Source organism: Tsuneonella dongtanensis (genome assembly GCF_001698205.1).
Lineage (GTDB): Bacteria > Pseudomonadota > Alphaproteobacteria > Sphingomonadales > Sphingomonadaceae > Tsuneonella > Tsuneonella dongtanensis.
The window spans coordinates 1258100-1275533 of the sequence record NZ_CP016591.1 but is presented as its reverse complement, the minus strand read 5'-3'; the positions used below and the strand labels follow the sequence as shown (position 1 = coordinate 1275533).

Here is a 17434-nt window from a genome sequence, read left to right as displayed (position 1 = left end):
ATCTTCCCAAAGCGTCATCCGTGCGACTGCACGGCATTCATCCGCATCGGACGCAATTCTACGAGCTTCTGCGGAGTAATTGCTCCGCCGTCGGGCCAACTCAGGCCGTTTCGTCTGCCTGCGCGAAAAAGCTGTAGTCGGGAAGCTCGTTGAAGGCATTGCGCAGTGAATCGCTCCACCCGGCCGAGATCGCCTGGAAATAGCTGTCCTCGTGCGTGATGCGCCTCTGGTGCCCGGCAATGAACGTGTCGCGCTCTATCACCATCATATCGAGCGGCAGGCCGACAGACAGGTTTGCCTTGAGCGTGGAATCGAAGCTGACCATCAGCAGCTTCACTGCATCCTCGAAGCTCATCGACCTGTCGTAGGCGCGGATGAGGATCGGCCGGCCATACTTGGTTTCGCCGATCTGGAAGAACGGGGTATCCCAGCTGGCCTCGATGAAGTTGCCTTCCGGGTAGATCAGGAACAGCCGCGGCTCCATCCCCTTGATCTGTCCGGCGACGATGATCGAGGCGGTGAAACGTCCCTGGCCAGCGCTGCCGTTGGCGGCCTGGCGCTCGTCGATCGTATCGCGCAGCAGGCGTCCGATCTCGGTCGCCACCTGGAACATGGTCGGTGCGTCATACACCGTGTTGTGCCGCTCGCCGGGAGCCTTGGTGCGCTCCTCGAGCTGGCTGATGACTGCCTGGGTGGTGGCAAGGTTGCCCGCGGTCATCACGGCGATGATGCGTTCTCCGGGCTGCTCCCAGAACATCATCTTGCGGAACACCGAGATGTTGTCGACGCCCGAATTGGTCCGCGTGTCGCTCATCAGCACGAGGCCCTTGTCGAGCACCATTCCCACGCAATAAGTCATTTCATCGAAGGCCCCCCGGCCGGCGTCTGCTGCTTGGCTTGAATGTAACTAAAGCTTGGACGCGTTCACTGTTCCTGCCGCTGTTGCTCCACAGCCACGTCGACGTGCAAGTCCTCGGTGGACGTGCCGAAGACGATCCCGGTGATCGGCGCCGCGTCGCGGTAGTCGCGGCCCGTGGCGACGCGAACGTAGCGCGGGTCCGGGCTGATCCCGTTCGACACGTCGAACCCGACCCAGCCGAGCCCGTCGACGTGGGCTTCGGCCCACGCGTGGGTCGCTTCCTGATCGATGCGATCATTCATCATCAGGTAGCCCGAGACGTAGCGTGACGGAACACCGACGCTGCGCGCCGCAGCGATGAATACATGGGCATGGTCCTGGCACACCCCGCACCCCGTTTCGAGCGCCTGTTCGGCGGTGGTCGTAACACCGGTCGAACCGGTCTGGTACGCGACGTTCTCGCGCACCGCGGCCGACAGCGCATGGAGGAATTCCAGCCGCCGCTGATCGGAGAAATCGAGCGCGCGGACCATCTGCCGCAACCGCGGGCCCGGCTTGGTAAGCGAGGTCTGGCCGATGAAACTCCACAGCGGCAGGTGACCCGCGTGGCGACCGATGACCCCGGCTTGATCCTGGGTCTGCACCGTTCCGCGGCAGGTAACGGTAACTTCGCGCGCGCCTTCGTCGACGGCAACGAGCGTCACGGTGTTGTGGTGCTGGTCCTCGTATTCGAGCTCCTGCCGCGCATTCTCGTATTCCATCGACCAGTCGAGGATCGATTGCCCCTGCGTGGTCTTGGGCGTCAGCCGCAGGCGCTGGAGCGCGTGCGCAACGGGTGCGGCGAAGGTGTATTTCGTGGTGTGGCGGATCGCCAGGCGCATCGCGTCTATCCCTCCCTCACCGCAGGAACCGATAGTCGTCGGCGATCGCACGCGCGATTTCGGCGTTCGATCGCATGAAGCGGGTCAGGAACTCGTGCAGGCCTTCGTCAAAGACCTTCTCGATCGTCAGGTCGCCGAGCATCGTCGAGGATTGCTCGATCAGCCGGCTGCTCTCGGCCTCCGTCTTGTGGATGCGCGCCAGCGCCTTGAGGTTCGCGCGGAGCATCATGTGGCTGAACGCGAGGCTTCGGGGAAAGCGCTCGTCCATCACGAGGAATTCCACGATCCCGCGCGGGTCGGCCTGCCCCGCGTTGAGCCAGCGATAGGCGCGGTCGCCCGACACCGAGCGCAGGACCTGGTCCCATTGGCCGGAATCGAGGCTCGAGCCGACGTAGCTGAGCGAAGGCAGGAGCAGGTAGTACTTCATGTCGAGGATGCGCGCGGTGTTGTCCGCCCGCTCGACGAAGGTGCCCGCGTTGGCAAAGTTGTAGCCCGCATCGCGGAGCATCGAATTCACCATCGCGCCGTGCGCCAGCGTGCCCGCGCGGCGGATCATCGCGATCACCCCGCCGACCGCGCCCTGCCCCACGGGGCGCGACAGCGCGTCGTCGATCTGCATCCAGCTTTCGTTGACGACGCTCCACAGTTCGCCCGAGATCGCGTTGCGCACGAGGCGCGCGTTGGTGCGCACGTTGCGCATCATCTCAAGCACGCTGCCGGGGTTGTCGCGATCGCGCAGGATGTGGTTCCAGACCTGGATGCCGGTAAAGGTGCCATGCTTGGCGCGGTAGGCATTGCCCTGCCCGGATGCCTGGATGACCGACCGCCATTCCTCTTCGGCCGAGATGATGTCGCGCGTCAGCGCCATCCGCAGCCCGGCATCGAGCAGGCGCGCCGTGTTCTCCGCCCGCTCGAGATAGCGGAACATCCAGAACAGTCCGTTGGCGGTCCGGCCCAGCATGTCAGTCTTTCAGCACCCAGGTGTCCTTGGTGCCCCCGCCTTGCGACGAATTGACCACCAGGCTGCCTTTCTTGAGCGCCACGCGGGTAAGACCTCCGGGCGTGATCTCGACGCCTTCGGGCGACACCAGCACGAAGGGGCGCAGGTCGACATGGCGCGGGGCCAGGCCCTTGCGGGTGAATACCGGACAGGTGCTCAGCGCCAGCGTCGGCTGGGCAATGTAGTTGTCGGGATTGGCGACGAGCTTGCGCCGGAAATCGGCGATCTCGCGGCGGCTGGAGGTCGGGCCCACCAGCATGCCGTAGCCGCCCGAGCCGTGCACTTCCTTGACGACCAGTTCCGCAAGGTTGTCGAGGACGTACTTCAGCGTCTCGGGGTCCGCGCAGCGGTGCGTCTCGACGTTGGGCAACAGCGGCTTCTCGCCCGTGTAGAACTCGACGATGTCGGGCATGAACGAGTAGATCGCCTTGTCGTCGGCGATGCCTGTCCCGGGCGCATTGGCGATGGTGATCCCGCCCGAGCGATAGACGTCCATGATTCCGGGCACCCCGAGCATGCTGTCGGGATTGAAGCTGAGCGGATCGAGATACTCGTCGTCCACCCGGCGATAGAGCACGTCGACCGGCTCGTAGCCGCCGGTGGTGCGCATCGCGACACGACCGTCGATCACCCTCAAGTCGGGCGCCTCGACAAGCTCGGCTCCCATCTGGTCGGCGAGAAAGGCGTGCTCGTAATAGGCGCTGTTGTAGATTCCGGGGGTCAGCACCGCGACGGTCGGCTTGCCCTTGCACTTGGGCGGCGCGCACGCCGCGAGGCTGCGGGCGAGCTTGCGCGGATAGTCGCTGACCGTTTCCACCCCGACCCGCGTGAAAAGTTCGGGGAACATCGCCATCATCGTTTCGCGGTTCTCGAGCATGTAGGACACGCCCGATGGCGTGCGGGCATTGTCCTCCAGCACGAAGAAATCGTTGGGCCCCGTCCGCACGAGGTCGATCCCGACGATGTGGGTATAGACCCCGCCCGGGGGAGTGAATCCGACCATGTCCGGCAACCAGGCCGCGTTGTCGCGCAGCAGGCGTTCCGGCACGCGGCCCGCCCGGATGATTTCCTGCCGGTGGTAGAGGTCGTGGATGAACGCGTTGAGTGCGCGGACGCGCTGCTCGATACCTTTCGTCAGCTTGCGCCATTCGGCGGCGGAGACGATCCGCGGCACCATGTCGAACGGGATCAGGCGCTCTTCGGCGGCTTCCTCGCTGTAGACGTTGAAGGTGATGCCGGTACGCCGAAACACCGCTTCGGCTTCGCGGTCCTTGCGCTTCAGCCAGTCGCGCTCCTGCTCGTCGTACCACTGCGAGTAACCGGCATAGGCAGGACGCACCGCGCCCGCGGGATCGCGCATCTCGTCGAACGGATCGGTCGCAGCGCTCATCGTCCCCCGGCGGTCATCGACCGCACCCTAGAGGGCTTGGCGCGAATTGCACCCCCATATTGCAGTGCATCATTCGGCATCCAGCTCGCGCAGGACCGCCGCGATCGCCTGCGGATCGTAGGCGAAGCCCATGTGCGTGCATCGCAGCGCCACTTCGCGGTCGCGCTCGCCCGGCGCGCCGCGGGCGCTGCGCGGATGGACGATGCCGTCGCGCGGGCTCCACAGGGCGACCGTTTCGACCGGCGGCTTGGCCGACAGCTCGACCTCGACCGGCGGCTCTTCCACCCGGTGGCCGGTCAGGAAGTGATACGCGCGCCAGACGTTGTTCGCCCGCGGGCTGAACGAGAACGGCGAGCCCATCGTGACGACCTTGGCGACCTGTTCTGGCTGCCGCTTGGCGAGTTCGCGCGCGAACAGCCCGCCCAGGCTCCAGCCGACCAGCACCACCGGCTCCGCGTGCCGCTCCACCAGAGTCCCCAGCCGCGCCTGCAGGCGGTCGAGCGTGTCCGCCCGCGCGCCCCAGTTGAAACCCATTCCCCAACGCTTGACGGTATGACCCGCAGCCTCGAGCCGCCGCGCCATGTAGCGCATGCGGACGGGGTGCGTGGCAAAGCCGGGGAGCAGCATCACGGTGCGCGGCCGGGCAGCAGCGAAGGGTTCGTGTCGCCGCACCACCCGCCGGAATGGCTCGGCGAACATCTCGAGCTCGCCCACGAGCCGCCGGACAGGCGGCCCTGAAATCTCGTCGGGTGCGGGCTCGCGGGCCAGCGCGATGCGCGTGCGCAACGCCTGCGCGTAATCGAAGCGTTCGCGAATTCCGGTACCCGTCATGAGGGTGAAACTCTGCCCGAGCCGGTAGGTTTCAGGCGCCGGCCGAAAGGCACTCCCCGACGCGTTTGGAATCCATCTTCATTTCCATCCGCATCTCCCCGCCGGGGATCATCGCCGCCTTCTGCACCATGGTCATGTGCATCGACGAGGATTCGGCGCCTGTCGTTCCATCGAGCGTCATCTCGGCGGTCATTCCCTGTGGGCCCTTGCAGGTGAGCTGAGCATCGAGCTTGCCGCCATCCACGTCGAATCGACCGAACTGGCAGTCCATCTGCCCCTCGCCCTGGGTCATCTTGCGGACCTGGTCCTCGAAGCCCTTCTTCGCCTCGGCCTCGGTCAGGCAGTAGGCGTTGTTCTCCGCCTGCATCTTGCCCATCATCGACTTCATCTGGTCGGCCTGTTGCGGCGGGAGGCCGGGGATCGAGAACTCGATCAGCTCGACTTTCGTTTCGTACTGGCCCGGCCGCGGGGAATCGAGCTCGCCCGCCTCGGCGATGACTTCGTCGACGGTTCGCGGCTCGGACGGCTCGCTTCCGCAGGCAGTGAGCGCAAGGACGGCGGCGACGGCGGACAAGGGGCGTAGCATGGACATACTCCAGACGTGGGTGCGATGCGGCCACGCTACCAATGCGCGGACCCCGCGCCAACCGTGCTTGCGTGTGCCCGTTTCGTTCCCCATATCCGCGGCATGAGCGAGCTCGTCATCCGCCGTGGCCTCGAAGAGCCCGACACCTCCGAGAAATTCGTCCCCCACAAGCCCGCACGACCGGACAAGTCGATGGGCGGTCGGCGGTTCGAGCTGGTCAGCGAGTACACCCCGTCGGGCGACCAGCCGACCGCGATCGCCGAGCTCGTCCAGTCCGCGCGCGACGGCGAGCAGACGCAGGTGCTGCTCGGCGTCACCGGCAGCGGCAAGACCTTCACGATGGCCAAGGTGATCGAGGAACTTCAGCGCCCGGCGCTGGTCCTCGCGCCCAACAAGATCCTCGCCGCGCAGCTCTATGGCGAGTTCAAAAGCTTCTTCCCCAACAACGCGGTCGAGTATTTCGTCAGCTACTACGACTACTACCAGCCCGAGGCCTATGTGCCCCGGTCGGACACCTACATCGAGAAGGAAAGCTCGGTGAACGAGGCGATCGACCGGATGCGCCACTCGGCCACCCGCGCGCTGCTCGAACGCGACGACGTGATCATCGTGGCGAGCGTGAGCTGCCTCTACGGCATCGGCTCGGTCGAGACCTATTCGGCGATGATCTTCGACCTCAAAAAAGGCGCGAGCGAGGATCAGCGCGAGATCATCCGCAAGCTCGTGGCGCTGCAATACAAGCGCAACGACGCCGCGTTCCAGCGCGGCAACTTCCGCGTGCGGGGCGACAGCCTGGAAATCTTCCCCAGCCACTACGAGGACATGGCCTGGCGGGTGAGCTTCTTCGGCGACGAGATCGAGGAGATTTCGGAGTTCGATCCGTTGACCGGGCAGAAGGGCGCCTCGCTGAACAGCGTGCGCGTCTATGCCAACAGCCACTACGTCACGCCCGGCCCGACGATGAAGCAGGCCACCCAGGCGATCAAGTTCGAGCTCGAGGAGCGGCTCAAGGAACTGCACGCCGAGGGTCGCCTGCTCGAAGCCCAGCGGCTGGAGCAGCGCACCAACTTCGACCTCGAGATGATCGCCGCCACCGGTTCGTGTGCAGGCATCGAGAACTACAGCCGCTTCCTCACCGGTCGCCTCCCCGGCGAGCCGCCGCCGACGCTGTTCGAATACCTGCCCGACAATGCGCTGCTTTTCGTCGACGAGAGCCATCAGACGGTGCCGCAGATCGGCGCGATGGCCAAGGGCGACCATCGCCGGAAGCTGACGCTGGCCGAATACGGCTTCCGCCTGCCGAGCTGCATCGACAACCGCCCCTTGCGCTTCAACGAGTGGGACGCGATGCGCCCGCAGACCTTCGCGGTCAGCGCGACTCCCGGCGACTGGGAGATGAACCAGACCGGCGGCGTGTTCGCCGAACAGGTCATCCGCCCTACCGGCCTGATCGACCCGCCGGTCGAGATCCGCCCGGTCGAGGACCAGGTCCAGGACTGCATCGCCGAGTGCAAGGCCACCGCCCAGAAGGGCTACCGCACGCTCGTCACCACGCTGACCAAGCGCATGGCCGAGGACCTGACCGAGTTCATGCACGAACAGGGCGTGCGGGTGCGCTACATGCACTCCGACGTCGAGACGCTGGAGCGCATCGAGCTGATCCGCGACCTGCGATTGGGCGTGTACGACGTGCTCATCGGCATCAACCTGCTGCGCGAGGGGCTCGACATTCCCGAGTGCGGCCTGGTGTGCATCCTCGACGCGGACAAGGAAGGCTTCCTCCGCTCGGAAACCTCGCTGATCCAGACGATCGGCCGCGCGGCGCGCAACGTCGATTCAAAAGTCATCCTCTACGCCGACCGCATCACCGGCAGCATGCAACGGGCGATGGCCGAGACCGAGCGGCGCCGGACCAAGCAGGAGGAATACAACGCCGAACACGGCATCACTCCGACCACGATCCGCCGCGGCATCCAGGACATCGTCGCGCACACTGCCAGCCAGGACGGCGTAACGGTCGACACCGGCGATCCCGAACGCAACAACCTCGTCGGCCACAACCTGCGCGCCTACATCCAGGACCTCGAAAAGCGCATGCGCACCGCCGCCGCCGACCTCGAATTCGAGGAAGCCGGCCGCCTGCGCGACGAGATCAGGCGGCTCGAAGCCGACGAACTCGGCATCCCCGACGGGCAGAAGGCCGCGCCGATCGTGGGCCGCAGCAACGAAGGCAAGCCGGGCACCCGCAAGGACCGCTTCGGCAAGACGCGTTACAAGCGGATGGGCGGGCGGCCCTAAGACGTCCGAAGGTTCGTCGCATCGCCAACGGCGTTGGTCGAACCGGGAATGGCCAGAGCCCCATTCGGGAGCATGGCGGACCCGTCTGTCAAAGGGGAACCCGTCATGCGCCTGCTTGCCGCTTTCGCTGCCGTTTCGCTGCTTTCGCTTTCTGCCTGCGCTTCGATGGAAGTGGGTCAGCCGCTGGCGCGGATGGCGTCGCCTTCATCGCTCGAGGCCGCGGTCGCCGCGCCCGGCCGCCCGGCCGAGGCGCGCGCGCTCGACGAGAGCCGCAAGCCGGCCGAAACGCTCGCCTTCCTCGGCCTCAAGCCCGGCATGGTCGCCGCCGACCTCATCCCCGGCGAGGGGTACTGGACCGAGATCATGGCCCACGCCGTCGCGCCCGGGGGATCCGTCGTCGGCCTGCAGCCCGCCCAGTTCTACAACGGCACGAAGGACGCCGAGGCTTGGACCGCGCTCGAGGCGCGGGCACCGGGGGTCAGCATGGAGCGATATCCGTTCGACAAGTTCGCCTACGCCCCCAACAGCCTCGATTTCGCGATCAACAACCTCAACTATCACGATCTCTACTGGGTCTCGGAGCAGTACAAGATCCCCTACACCGACCCCGACGCGTACCTGCGCGCGCTCTATGCCGCGATGAAGCCGGGCGGGATCGTCGGCGTAATCGATCACGTCGGTTCGGGAAGCGACACACGGGCGCTGGTCGACAAGCTGCACCGGATCGATCCGGCGGTCGTCCGCGCCGACTTTGCCCGCGCCGGATTCAAGCTGGCTGCGCAAAGCGACCTCCTTGCCAACCCGGCCGACGATCACACGAAGAACGTGTTCGACCCGGCGATCCGCGGCAAGACCGACCGGTTTCTCTACAAGTTCGTGAAACCCAGATAGCGTCTGCGTTTACCGCGCCGCGAGGCTTTGCCATAGGACCGCCCATGTCTGTCCGCTTCCTGCCGGCTGCCGCCGTGCTCGCCTTTTCGTTCATCTGGGCCCTGCCCACCGCGGCTGCCGACGATGACAAGTCGAAGCCTGCGGCGGCCTCGCCGAAGGATTACAAGGCGAACAGCGCCTCGAAGTCGCTGTCCGGCACGTTCGGCGGGCGGGCGATGCGCTATACCGCGACGGTCGAGGAGCAAGTGCTCAAGGACGACAAGGGCGAGGCTAAGGCCGCGATAGTCACGAGCGCCTATATCGCCGAGCCGCGCGATCCGTCGCGGCCCGTGACGTTCCTGTTCAATGGCGGGCCGGGCTCCGGCTCGGTCTGGCTGCAGATGGGCGCATTCGGACCCAAGCGGGTCGCCATTCCGAGCGATGCACGCGACGACGGCGGACCGCCCTACCCGATCCTCGACAACCCCGACTCGCTGCTCGACGTCACCGATCTCGTCTTCATCGACCCGGTCGGTACCGGCTTCAGCCATCCGATCGGCGACACCAAGGGCGAGGAGTACTGGGGCGTCACCAAGGATGCCAAGTCGGTCGCCCAGGTGATCCGGCAGTGGCTGAACAAGAACGGTCGGTGGAACAGCCCCAAGTTCCTCGGCGGCGAAAGCTACGGCACGACCCGATCGGCCGCAGTCGTCAACGAACTCGAGGGCGCATACAACGACGTCTCGCTCAACGGCGTGATCCTGATCTCGACGATTCTCGACTTCGGCGCGGGCGCCGAGACCGAGGGCGCGGAGCTCGGTTACGTTACTGTGCTGCCGACCATGGCGGCGACCGCGCTCTACCACGGGAAAGCCAGCGCGCCGTCGGTCGAGGCATTCGTCGAGGAAGCGCGGCAATTCGCGATCGGGCCTTACGCTGCCTTCCTCCTCAAGGGACAGAAGGCGAGCGCCGAGGAGCGCGCCGCGATACGCCCGCAACTGGCGCGCTTTACCGGCCTGTCCGAGGAATTCCTCGAGCGCGCCGACATGCGGGTCAGCAGCGGGCGGTTCTACAAGGAATTGCTGCGCGACCGCGGGCTGACCGTGGGCCGCCTCGACAGCCGCTATATCGGCAGGGACTACGACAATGCCGGCGAAGAGCCCGACAACGATCCCAGTTTCTACGGCATCGACGGCGGCTATGCGGCGGCGATCAACGCGTGGATGCGCGAGAGCATCGGTTACCAGACCGACCGCCCCTATGTGACGATCGGCAGCGTGCAGCCGTGGGACTGGACGATTGCGGGAGGGCGCGACCGCAACGCCTACTTCACCGTCGCCCCCTATCTGGGCCGGGCCATGCGCGAGAACGCGTCGATGCGAGTGTTCGTGGGTCAGGGCTGGTACGATTTCGCGACCCCGTTCTTCGCGGCCGAGTATGCGCTGTCGCGCACCGGTTTCCCGCAGGACCGCATCGAGTACCGCTACTACGACGCTGGCCACATGATGTACGTCCGGGACGAGGATCGCCGCAAGCTGTCGGACGATCTGCGTGCCTTCATTCGCGCACGGTGAGGCGCCTCTCGATCATCGCGCTCGCCGCGCTTGCCGCGTGCCGCCCGCCGGCAAGCGATCGCTATGTGGAGCGGATCGCCCTCGATGACGAGGCGAGCGCGCCGCAGGTCCTGATGGTGTCGCCGGGCACGGAAGGAGCGATCTGGGCGGGCAGCGGCGGGCCGGAGCGGATCGTGTTCGGCCACCCCGGCAAGGCACCCCTGCTTGCGCTCGAATGCGCCGACGGGGGTGCGATGCTCAAGGTCACGCGCTTCGCCCCGACCGAGGCGCGCGCGAAGGGCATGATGGCGCTGATCGGCAATGGTCACGTCGAGCGGCTCAAGATCGATGCGCTGGCGGCCGGGGAGAAGCGCGGATTCTTCTGGCAGGGGCGCTATGACCCTGCCGATCCCCGGCTCGATGCGCTGACCGGTGTGCGCGGGCTCGAGCTCACGATCCCGGGCGCGGGAACTCTCAAGCTGCCGGGCAGCCCCCGCCCCGCCGAGTTGATCGAACGCTGTCGCCGCCTCGGCGCGCCCGAGGCTACGATCCAGCCGGAGCCGTCCCCTCCGCCAGCGTAACGAGGCTTTCGGGCGTTAGAACCTGCGGTAGCTGCACGCCCTCACCGCCCGCCGGATACCACATGTAGAGCGGCACGCCCGCCGCGCCCTGGCGGGTGAGGAACCGGGTGATCTCAGGGTCGCGCCGCGTCCAGTCGCCCACCAGCGCGACGACGCCCGCCTTTTCGAAGGCGGCCTTCGTCGCTTCGCGCTCGATGGCGACACCCTCGTTGACCTTGCACGTGAGGCACCAGTCGGCGGTGAACCAGACGAACACCGGCTTGCCCGATGCGCGCGCTTCGGAGAGCCGCGCTTCGCTGAAAGGCTGAGCAGGGATCACGTCCTGAGCTCTGGCCGCGGTGGGCTGTTCGGCTATCGCCGCGGGCAGCGCGACTGCGGCGAACACCGCGAAGGGTGCTGCCAGTAGCGCGAATGTCCGGCCCGCGGGCTTGCCGACGTGCTGCCGCCGGCCCGCCGCCCATAGCGCGACAAGCACGCCGAGCGCGAGTATCAGCGATACCGCGGTGAACCATGCCCCGCCGAGCCGCCAGCAAAGCCACACGAGCGCCACCGCGGTGAGCCCCATCGGCACCGCCATCCAGCGCTGGAATCGCACCATCCACGGCCCGGGCCTCGGCAGCATACGCCGCAGCGGCGGGACGAAGCCGAGCAGGAGGAACGGCAGGGCCAGGCCAAGGCCCAGCGCGCCGAACAGCAGCAGTGCCTGCAGCGGCGGAAGCAGCAGCGCCGCGCCCATCGCGGCCGCCATGAACGGCCCCGTGCACGGGGTGGCCACGAACGCGGCGAGCAGGCCGGTGGCAAAGGCGCTGGCCGGTTCGCCGCCCCGCGTGACCGAGAGCGCCGGCAACTCGTACAGCCCCGCAAGGTTGGCAGTGATCGCCACCGCCAGCACGAGCAGACCCGCCACGACCGCCGGCTCCTGCAGCTGGAATGCCCAGCCGACCGCCTCTCCCGCGGACCGCAGGCCCAGCAGCAGCACGCCGAGCGCCAGCGTCGCGATCACGACGCCCGCGGTATAGGCCAGCCCTTCGGCGCGGGCCCTGGCATCGCTTTCGCCCGCGCGGGCCAGGCTGAGCGCCTTGAGGCTGAGAATGGGAAACACGCACGGCATCACGTTGAGCAGCAGTCCGCCCGCCAACGCGCCGAGCAGGAGCAGCCACAGCGGCCCGGTGTCGGCGGACGCGATCTTTAGCGGCACGCCGGCTGCGGGAACGGTCCCCTTTTCGCCGACGAAGCGCACGCCGTCGCCGTCGCCGAAAGACAGGATCCCGCTGATGGGATCCGGCGCGACGACCGCATCCGCCAGCGGAATTTCGGCGATGAGCAGGTCCCCTTCGCGCGAGAAGGTCTGCACGGCGGCGTATTGAACGAGGTCGCGCTGGCCGACGAACACGTGCGGTTCGGGCAGGGCCACCGCGGCCGGCAGCGGCACCGCGATGCGCAGGCGCTTGCCGTCGATGGCATAGGTTACCGGCCGGTCGAGCAACGCCGGGATCGCCGCCCGCCAGCGGTCGAACGCCGTCGGCTGCGGCGGCGCGCTGGACAGGTCGAGCGTCAGCCGCGCCTGTTCCGGCACGCAGATTTCGTCGGTGCAGGCGAGCCACTGCGCATCGACCACGATCGGTGCAATGTTCTGCACCGCCGCGCGCTCGGGCACGGCCAGGTCGACCAGAACCGCGTACGGGCCCTTGTAGACGTGGTTCATCAGCCCGCCGATCACGAGCTTGCGCGGCACCGGGTATTGGGATTCACCGGCCTGCCAGCCCTCGGGAAGCTGCCAGTCCAGCTCCATCCCGTATCCGGCATCGCCGGGGTTGGACCAGTACCCGTGCCAGCCCGGCTCGGGGTCGAATGCGATCGCCAGCGTCAGCGGCCGACCCGGCTCGACCGGACCTTCGGCCACGAGCCGCGCGGCGATGTGGTTCGCGCGTTCCTGCGCCAGCGCGAAACCGGGCAAAAGCGCGGCGATCAGCGCGCAGATCGCGGCCAGCAGCGGCAAGGTCCTTGCGCGGATCATGTGCGGCGCTCTAGGGCCGGGACCCATGGACGACAAGCGCGACCTCGTGATCCTCGGCGGCGGACTGGTCGGCATGACTCTCGCCCTCGCTGCAGCGAAGAAGGGGATTTCGAGCTACGTGGTCGACCGTGCCGATCCGGCCGAACTGACCGCCGAGGGGTTCGACGGTCGCGCCAGCGCGATCTCGACCGCGAGCTGGAACCTGTTCTCCAATATCGGGCTCGCCGAACGGCTCGAACCCTTTGCCTGTCCTATCGAGCGGATCGCCGTGAGCGACCAGCTCAAGCCCGGGCGGATCGACTTCGTGCCCGAACCGCACGAGGGTTCGCTCGGCCGGATGTTCGAGAACCGCCGACTGCGGCTTGCGCTCTACGAGGCTGCGGAGCGCGAGTCGCTGATCGCGTTCCACCCCCGTGCCGAAGTCGTCGGGCGTGAGCGTGGGCCGCACGGCGTCGTCGCGCGGCTGGCCAACGGGCGCGCCCTTGCGGGCAGCCTGCTCGTCGCCGCCGAAGGCCGTCGCTCTCCCACCCGCGAGGAAGCAGGGATGGCGGTCGCGACGTGGGACTATCGCCACCGCGCGATCATCTCCTCGCTGACCCACGCCCTGCCCCACGAAGGAACTGCCTGGGAAATCTTCTGGCCCGCCGGCCCGTTCGCGCTGTTGCCGATGCGCGACGATGCGCAAGGCCGTCACCGCAGCGCGCTGGTCTGGACGGTCGACGAAAAGGATGCGGCGGGCACGCTCAAGCTGGGCGAGCGGGCATTCCACGCCGAAGTCGTCAAGCGGATGGGCGACGTACTCGGCGAGGTGACCGCGATCGGACCGCGCTCGTCCTATCCGCTGGGCTTCCACCATACCGCAAAAGTGGTCGACGATCGCCTCGCGCTTGTCGGCGATGCCGCGCACGGGATTCATCCGATCGCAGGCCAGGGGCTCAACCTCGGCCTGCGCGACGTCGGGGCACTGGTCGAAGTGATTGCCGACGGGATGCGGCTGGGTCTCGAGCCGGGCGATGCGCAGGTCCTCGCACGATACGAGCGCTGGCGCGGGCTCGACGCTTTCTCGGTGGCGCTCGCGACCGACGGCCTGACGCGGCTGTTCGGCTTGCCGGGTAAGACGGCGAGCGCAGTCCGCCGGTTCGGCATGGCCGGGGTCCAGCGCCTTTCCCCGCTCAAGACCTGGTTCATGGACGAGGCGCGCGGCGTGTCGGGCGCGCTGCCCGAAATGCTCAAGGGCTAGAGGCACCCCCCGTCGCGCATCGAGAATACGCTGCGCCGCGTCACGATCAGGTGATCGACCAGGGTCAGTTCCAGCGCCTCGGCGATCGCCGCAAGCTGCCGGGTAGCGGCGATGTCGTCGGCACTCGGCCGGCACACGCCCGAGGGGTGGTTGTGGGCCATCAGGAAACCCGCCGCCCCAAGCGCCAGCGCGCGCTCGATCACGGGCCGGGCCCGGGCCTCGATTCGCCTGGCATCGCCCGCCGCCACCGTTTCGTCGGCAAGGTAGCCCCGCGCCGCGTCGCAGTAGACGACGTGCAGCCGTTCCGTGTCCGCGGCGACCAACCGGGCGCGCAGGTAGCGGTGGAGCGCGGGATCGGCACCATCGACCGGGGCGCGGACCAGCTCTTCATCGAGCGCGGCCTCCACAAGGCGCCGCGCTCCGGCGATGGCGGCGCAGGCGGCCTCGTGCCCGCCGGCGGCGGCGTGCAGTTGCGCGGGGCTTGCTGCAAGCGCCCGGGCCAGCGAGCCGAAGCGCGCAATCAGCCGGTCGGCCAGTTCGGCGGCGCCGTCGCCCGCGAACGGGGCGAGGAGGTCCGCCACGACCGATAGGGGCCGTACCGCAATTCCCGACGGCGATGGCACCAGATGCCCACTGCCAGAACTATGATCTGACAATACGAGGGTCCGATGTACATCACGAGGTACGCGAGCGGCGCCGCCTCTTGCGCGACGTCGCGGGCCAGGTGCGCCATCACTGCCAGAAGCTGAAAGCTTGCGAACCATAGCGGGTAAATCCGGTTAGCCCTGAGCGCGACGGCAAGCGAAACCGCCAGTGCGACAAGATCGATGACCAGATGACCGGTGTCGACCGTCATGTAACGGTCGTCGACCTCGAAGAGGGCGTGATTGATCGCATCCCCGGCACTGAACCAGACCAGCACCCCGGCGAGCAGCCTCTCCGGCCCCCTGCCCCACCGCCAGGCGGAGAGTGCTAGGAGTCCGAAGATGGCGGCTTGAAGCCAGTAGCGCGTATCGGCTGAAGTCAGGTCCACGGGCGCGTGATACGGGCATTCACGCCTCGATCAACGCGGGAATGTCCTCAGCGACAGCGGCCTGCGCGATGACGGTGTTGCCGTCGCCATCGCCGCCCATCGTCTCGCGGGCGACCTTGCTCAGTTCGTCGTGTACGCGAAGGAGGCTGGTCGAAAGCGAAAGGGCCTGGGCCTCGGCCTGGGTAAGGCGCATCAGGGCGCGCTGTCCGGTGTCCACGTTGATGTCGGGATTCTGGCGGGCGCGAACCATGGCCTGCTTGAGGCGCGCGCAGGCGATGAGAACCTCGTCGCTGACGGCTTCGGCTTCACGGACGAGCTTGCGCAGGTTGAGTGCGTCTTGGCGGATCTTGTCGGACATTGTGATGAACTCCGGCGGACATCCGCCGGCGCTCATCCCGACGGTTGCGATTGGTCTGCGGGGACCGTGGCCCTGCCCTCCAGCGCTTCGCTCAGCGAGAGCGAGGCCGTCACCACCAGGACGATTGCAGCAACAAGGCCGAATGCGATCCCGATGATGACGGCTAAGCGGAGGAGGACGGCGTTACCACCGTCGAGCGCCCCCGGGACTACCCGGGGCTCGCTCTCCATCGACCACGGCGCCTCGATCGCATACAGCGCAGCGTCGGAGAGAACGAATTCCCCGGGTGCGACCCGGCCTCCCGTTTCGCTGCCGATCGCCGTTCGGGGAACCTGCGGATTTCTCCATGCAGAATTTCTGCAGTCCGCATCCTCTTTGATTTCAATATCTTCCGCGCGCCACGCATCGACCAGGTCGGACAGATTGTTGACCTCGAAGCGCTCTTTCAAGGCGCGCACGTGCTGGTTGACCCGCGATTCCGAGACGCCCAGCTCGGCCGCGATCGATTTCAGCGGCAGGCGCCGGTCGATACCCCCGAGCACCGCGCGCTCGCGTTCGGACAGTTCGGCAAGGCGGCTGGTCACCGGCATTACCCTAGCTCACTCCTCCGGGATCAGAACTTAGCATATCGCAACCCTCGGCTAACGACAACGCGGCAAGGGTTAACGGTTTCCGCGCAGGTCATGCTGCGGAGCTATTGATTCCCATCTGCTGGAACCAGCGCTTCACGTTGCGCGCCGCCTGACGCAGTCGCTGCTCGTTCTCGACGAGTGCGATGCGGACGAAGCCTTCGCCGTCCTCGCCGTAGCCGACACCCGGCGCAACGGCGACCTCGGCGTGGATGAGCATCTGCTTCGAGAACTCGAGGCTGCCCATATGCTTGAGAGCGGGGGGCAGCGGCGCCCAGGCGAACATCGACGCGGGGGGCGGCGGGATGTCCCAGCCCGCCCGGCCCATGACCTCCACCAGCACGTCGCGCCGCTTGTGATAGAGCTGGCGGTTCTTCTCGACGATGTCCTGCGGTCCGTTGAGCGCCGCGCAGGCGGCCGCCTGGATCGGGGTGAACGCGCCGTAGTCGAGGTAGCTCTTCACCCGCGTCATCGCCGCGATGAGCTTCCTGTTGCCCACCGCGAAGCCGATCCGCCAGCCGGCCATCGAAAAGGTCTTGCTGAGCGAGGTGAACTCGACCGCCACGTCCTTCGCGCCCTTCACCTGAAGGATCGAAACCGTGGGTTTGCCGTCGTAGTAGAGCTCGGAATAGGCAAGGTCGGACAGGATCCACACCTTGTTCTCGCGCGCCCAGGCGACCAGCCGTTCGTAAAAGGCGAGGTCCACCGTCTCGGCCGTCGGGTTCGACGGGTAGTTGACGACCAGGATGCTCGGCCGGGGCACGGTGAAGGCCATCGCCCGCTCGAGCGACGCAAAGTAGTTCTCGTCGGGCGTGGTGGGCACGCTGCGGATGGTGGCGCCGGCGATGATGAACCCGAACGTGTGGATCGGGTAGCTCGGATTGGGCGCCAGCACGACGTCGCCGGGCGCGGTGATGGCGGTCGCCAGGCTCGCGAGGCCTTCCTTCGACCCCATCGTGACGACGACCTCGCTCTCGGGATCGAGCTCGACCCCGAACCGGCGGCCGTAATAGTTCGCCTGCGCCTTGCGCAGGCCCGGAATACCCTTCGACTGCGAATATCCGTGCGCATCCGGCTTCATCGCCACTTCGCACAGCTTGTCGATCACGTGCTGCGGAGGCGGCAGGTCGGGATTGCCCATGCCGAGATCGATGATGTCCTTGCCCGCAGCGCGTGCTGCTGCCCGCATGCCGTTGACTTCGGCAATGACGTAAGGCGGCAGTCGCTTGATGCGGTAGAATTCGTCGTCCATCGGTCCCAAACCAAAGCCGCAGGTGCGTTGCGGCGCGATAGGCTGTAAGCGATTCC

17 protein-coding genes are annotated in these 17434 nt (G+C 67.0%); 5 read left to right on the top strand and 12 right to left on the bottom strand.

Annotated features, from left to right (window positions below; all coding sequences use genetic code 11):
• Positions 1-100: 100 nt before the first annotated feature.
• The 6 genes from A6F68_RS06085 to A6F68_RS06060 form a co-directional block, all read right to left on the bottom strand.
• Positions 101-859, bottom strand: a complete 759-nt coding sequence (locus A6F68_RS06085) for a proteasome-type protease (protein ID WP_067677400.1) — start codon at positions 857-859, stop codon at positions 101-103.
• A gap of 65 nt (positions 860-924) precedes the next feature.
• Positions 925-1740: a transglutaminase family protein gene (locus tag A6F68_RS06080; RefSeq protein ID WP_067677398.1), complete on the bottom strand. Its 816-nt coding sequence runs from the start codon at positions 1738-1740 to the stop codon at positions 925-927.
• A 16-nt stretch (positions 1741-1756) separates the two neighbouring features.
• Complete coding sequence (locus A6F68_RS06075; RefSeq protein WP_067677396.1) at positions 1757-2701, bottom strand: alpha-E domain-containing protein; 945 nt, start codon at positions 2699-2701, stop codon at positions 1757-1759.
• A gap of 1 nt (position 2702) precedes the next feature.
• Positions 2703-4130: a circularly permuted type 2 ATP-grasp protein gene (locus A6F68_RS06070; RefSeq protein ID WP_067677394.1), complete on the bottom strand. Its 1428-nt coding sequence runs from the start codon at positions 4128-4130 to the stop codon at positions 2703-2705.
• A 69-nt stretch (positions 4131-4199) separates the two neighbouring features.
• Positions 4200-4961: an esterase/lipase family protein gene (locus tag A6F68_RS06065; RefSeq protein WP_067677392.1), complete on the bottom strand. Its 762-nt coding sequence runs from the start codon at positions 4959-4961 to the stop codon at positions 4200-4202.
• Between the two features lie 31 nt (positions 4962-4992).
• Positions 4993-5535 carry a DUF3617 domain-containing protein gene (locus A6F68_RS06060; RefSeq protein WP_067677390.1) on the bottom strand — a complete coding sequence of 181 codons (543 nt, stop codon included), beginning with the start codon at positions 5533-5535 and terminating at the stop codon, positions 4993-4995.
• Between the two features lie 114 nt (positions 5536-5649).
• Here A6F68_RS06060 and uvrB point away from each other — a divergent pair, with 114 nt between their 5' ends.
• From uvrB to A6F68_RS06040, 4 genes are all read left to right on the top strand, one after another.
• Positions 5650-7845, top strand: a complete 2196-nt coding sequence (gene uvrB / locus A6F68_RS06055; RefSeq protein ID WP_067677388.1) for an excinuclease ABC subunit UvrB — start codon at positions 5650-5652, stop codon at positions 7843-7845.
• Between the two features lie 105 nt (positions 7846-7950).
• Positions 7951-8736: a class I SAM-dependent methyltransferase gene (locus A6F68_RS06050; RefSeq protein WP_067682168.1), complete on the top strand. Its 786-nt coding sequence runs from the start codon at positions 7951-7953 to the stop codon at positions 8734-8736.
• A 44-nt stretch (positions 8737-8780) separates the two neighbouring features.
• A complete protein-coding gene (locus A6F68_RS06045) occupies positions 8781-10289 on the top strand; it encodes a S10 family peptidase (protein ID WP_067677386.1) in 1509 nt (502 codons plus the stop codon).
• On the top strand, positions 10286-10849 hold the full coding sequence (locus tag A6F68_RS06040; protein WP_067677384.1) for a hypothetical protein: 564 nt from the start codon (positions 10286-10288) through the stop codon (positions 10847-10849). The genes A6F68_RS06045 and A6F68_RS06040 overlap by 4 nt, the downstream gene beginning before the upstream one ends.
• Here the strand turns inward: A6F68_RS06040 and A6F68_RS06035 are convergent.
• The gene (locus A6F68_RS06035) at positions 10812-12866 is read right to left on the bottom strand and encodes a protein-disulfide reductase DsbD family protein (RefSeq protein WP_067677382.1); all 2055 of its coding nucleotides are present in this window, start codon (positions 12864-12866) and stop codon (positions 10812-10814) included. The two genes, A6F68_RS06040 and A6F68_RS06035, sit on opposite strands and share 38 nt — an antisense overlap.
• A gap of 25 nt (positions 12867-12891) precedes the next feature.
• Between A6F68_RS06035 and A6F68_RS06030 the strand changes: the two genes are divergently transcribed.
• Positions 12892-14106: a UbiH/UbiF/VisC/COQ6 family ubiquinone biosynthesis hydroxylase gene (locus A6F68_RS06030; RefSeq protein WP_084001719.1), complete on the top strand. Its 1215-nt coding sequence runs from the start codon at positions 12892-12894 to the stop codon at positions 14104-14106.
• Here the strand turns inward: A6F68_RS06030 and A6F68_RS06025 are convergent.
• The 5 genes from A6F68_RS06025 to A6F68_RS06005 form a co-directional block, all read right to left on the bottom strand.
• On the bottom strand, positions 14103-14687 hold the full coding sequence (locus A6F68_RS06025) for a JAB domain-containing protein (RefSeq protein WP_067677378.1): 585 nt from the start codon (positions 14685-14687) through the stop codon (positions 14103-14105). The two genes, A6F68_RS06030 and A6F68_RS06025, sit on opposite strands and share 4 nt — an antisense overlap.
• A complete protein-coding gene (locus A6F68_RS15195) occupies positions 14627-15139 on the bottom strand; it encodes a hypothetical protein (RefSeq protein WP_198152694.1) in 513 nt (170 codons plus the stop codon). The genes A6F68_RS06025 and A6F68_RS15195 overlap by 61 nt, the downstream gene beginning before the upstream one ends.
• A 19-nt stretch (positions 15140-15158) precedes the next feature.
• Positions 15159-15497 (bottom strand): hypothetical protein, encoded by a 339-nt coding sequence (locus A6F68_RS06015; RefSeq protein ID WP_067682160.1) that lies wholly within the window; start codon positions 15495-15497, stop codon positions 15159-15161.
• A 32-nt stretch (positions 15498-15529) separates the two neighbouring features.
• A complete protein-coding gene (locus A6F68_RS06010) occupies positions 15530-16087 on the bottom strand; it encodes a helix-turn-helix domain-containing protein (RefSeq protein WP_067677376.1) in 558 nt (185 codons plus the stop codon).
• 91 nt (positions 16088-16178) lie between these two features.
• A complete protein-coding gene (locus A6F68_RS06005) occupies positions 16179-17378 on the bottom strand; it encodes an LL-diaminopimelate aminotransferase (protein WP_067677374.1) in 1200 nt (399 codons plus the stop codon).
• Positions 17379-17434 lie beyond the last annotated feature (56 nt).

Bases quoted from the DNA above. Each gene is read 5' to 3' on its own strand.
- A6F68_RS06075 (WP_067677396.1), bottom strand. From the start codon at position 2,701: ATGCTGGGCCGGACCGCCAACGGACTGTTCTGGATGTTCCGCTATCTC.
- A6F68_RS06035 (WP_067677382.1), bottom strand. From the start codon at position 12,866: ATGATCCGCGCAAGGACCTTGCCGCTGCTGGCCGCGATCTGCGCGCTG.
- A6F68_RS06030 (WP_084001719.1), top strand. From the start codon at position 12,892: ATGGACGACAAGCGCGACCTCGTGATCCTCGGCGGCGGACTGGTCGGC.
- A6F68_RS06050 (WP_067682168.1), top strand. From the start codon at position 7,951: ATGCGCCTGCTTGCCGCTTTCGCTGCCGTTTCGCTGCTTTCGCTTTCT.
- A6F68_RS06015 (WP_067682160.1), bottom strand. From the start codon at position 15,497: ATGTCCGACAAGATCCGCCAAGACGCACTCAACCTGCGCAAGCTCGTC.
- uvrB (WP_067677388.1), top strand. From the start codon at position 5,650: ATGAGCGAGCTCGTCATCCGCCGTGGCCTCGAAGAGCCCGACACCTCC.
- A6F68_RS06010 (WP_067677376.1), bottom strand. From the start codon at position 16,087: ATGCCGGTGACCAGCCGCCTTGCCGAACTGTCCGAACGCGAGCGCGCG.
- A6F68_RS06065 (WP_067677392.1), bottom strand. From the start codon at position 4,961: ATGACGGGTACCGGAATTCGCGAACGCTTCGATTACGCGCAGGCGTTG.
- A6F68_RS06080 (WP_067677398.1), bottom strand. From the start codon at position 1,740: ATGCGCCTGGCGATCCGCCACACCACGAAATACACCTTCGCCGCACCC.
- A6F68_RS06005 (WP_067677374.1), bottom strand. From the start codon at position 17,378: ATGGACGACGAATTCTACCGCATCAAGCGACTGCCGCCTTACGTCATT.
- A6F68_RS06085 (WP_067677400.1), bottom strand. From the start codon at position 859: ATGACTTATTGCGTGGGAATGGTGCTCGACAAGGGCCTCGTGCTGATG.
- A6F68_RS06070 (WP_067677394.1), bottom strand. From the start codon at position 4,130: ATGAGCGCTGCGACCGATCCGTTCGACGAGATGCGCGATCCCGCGGGC.
- A6F68_RS06045 (WP_067677386.1), top strand. From the start codon at position 8,781: ATGTCTGTCCGCTTCCTGCCGGCTGCCGCCGTGCTCGCCTTTTCGTTC.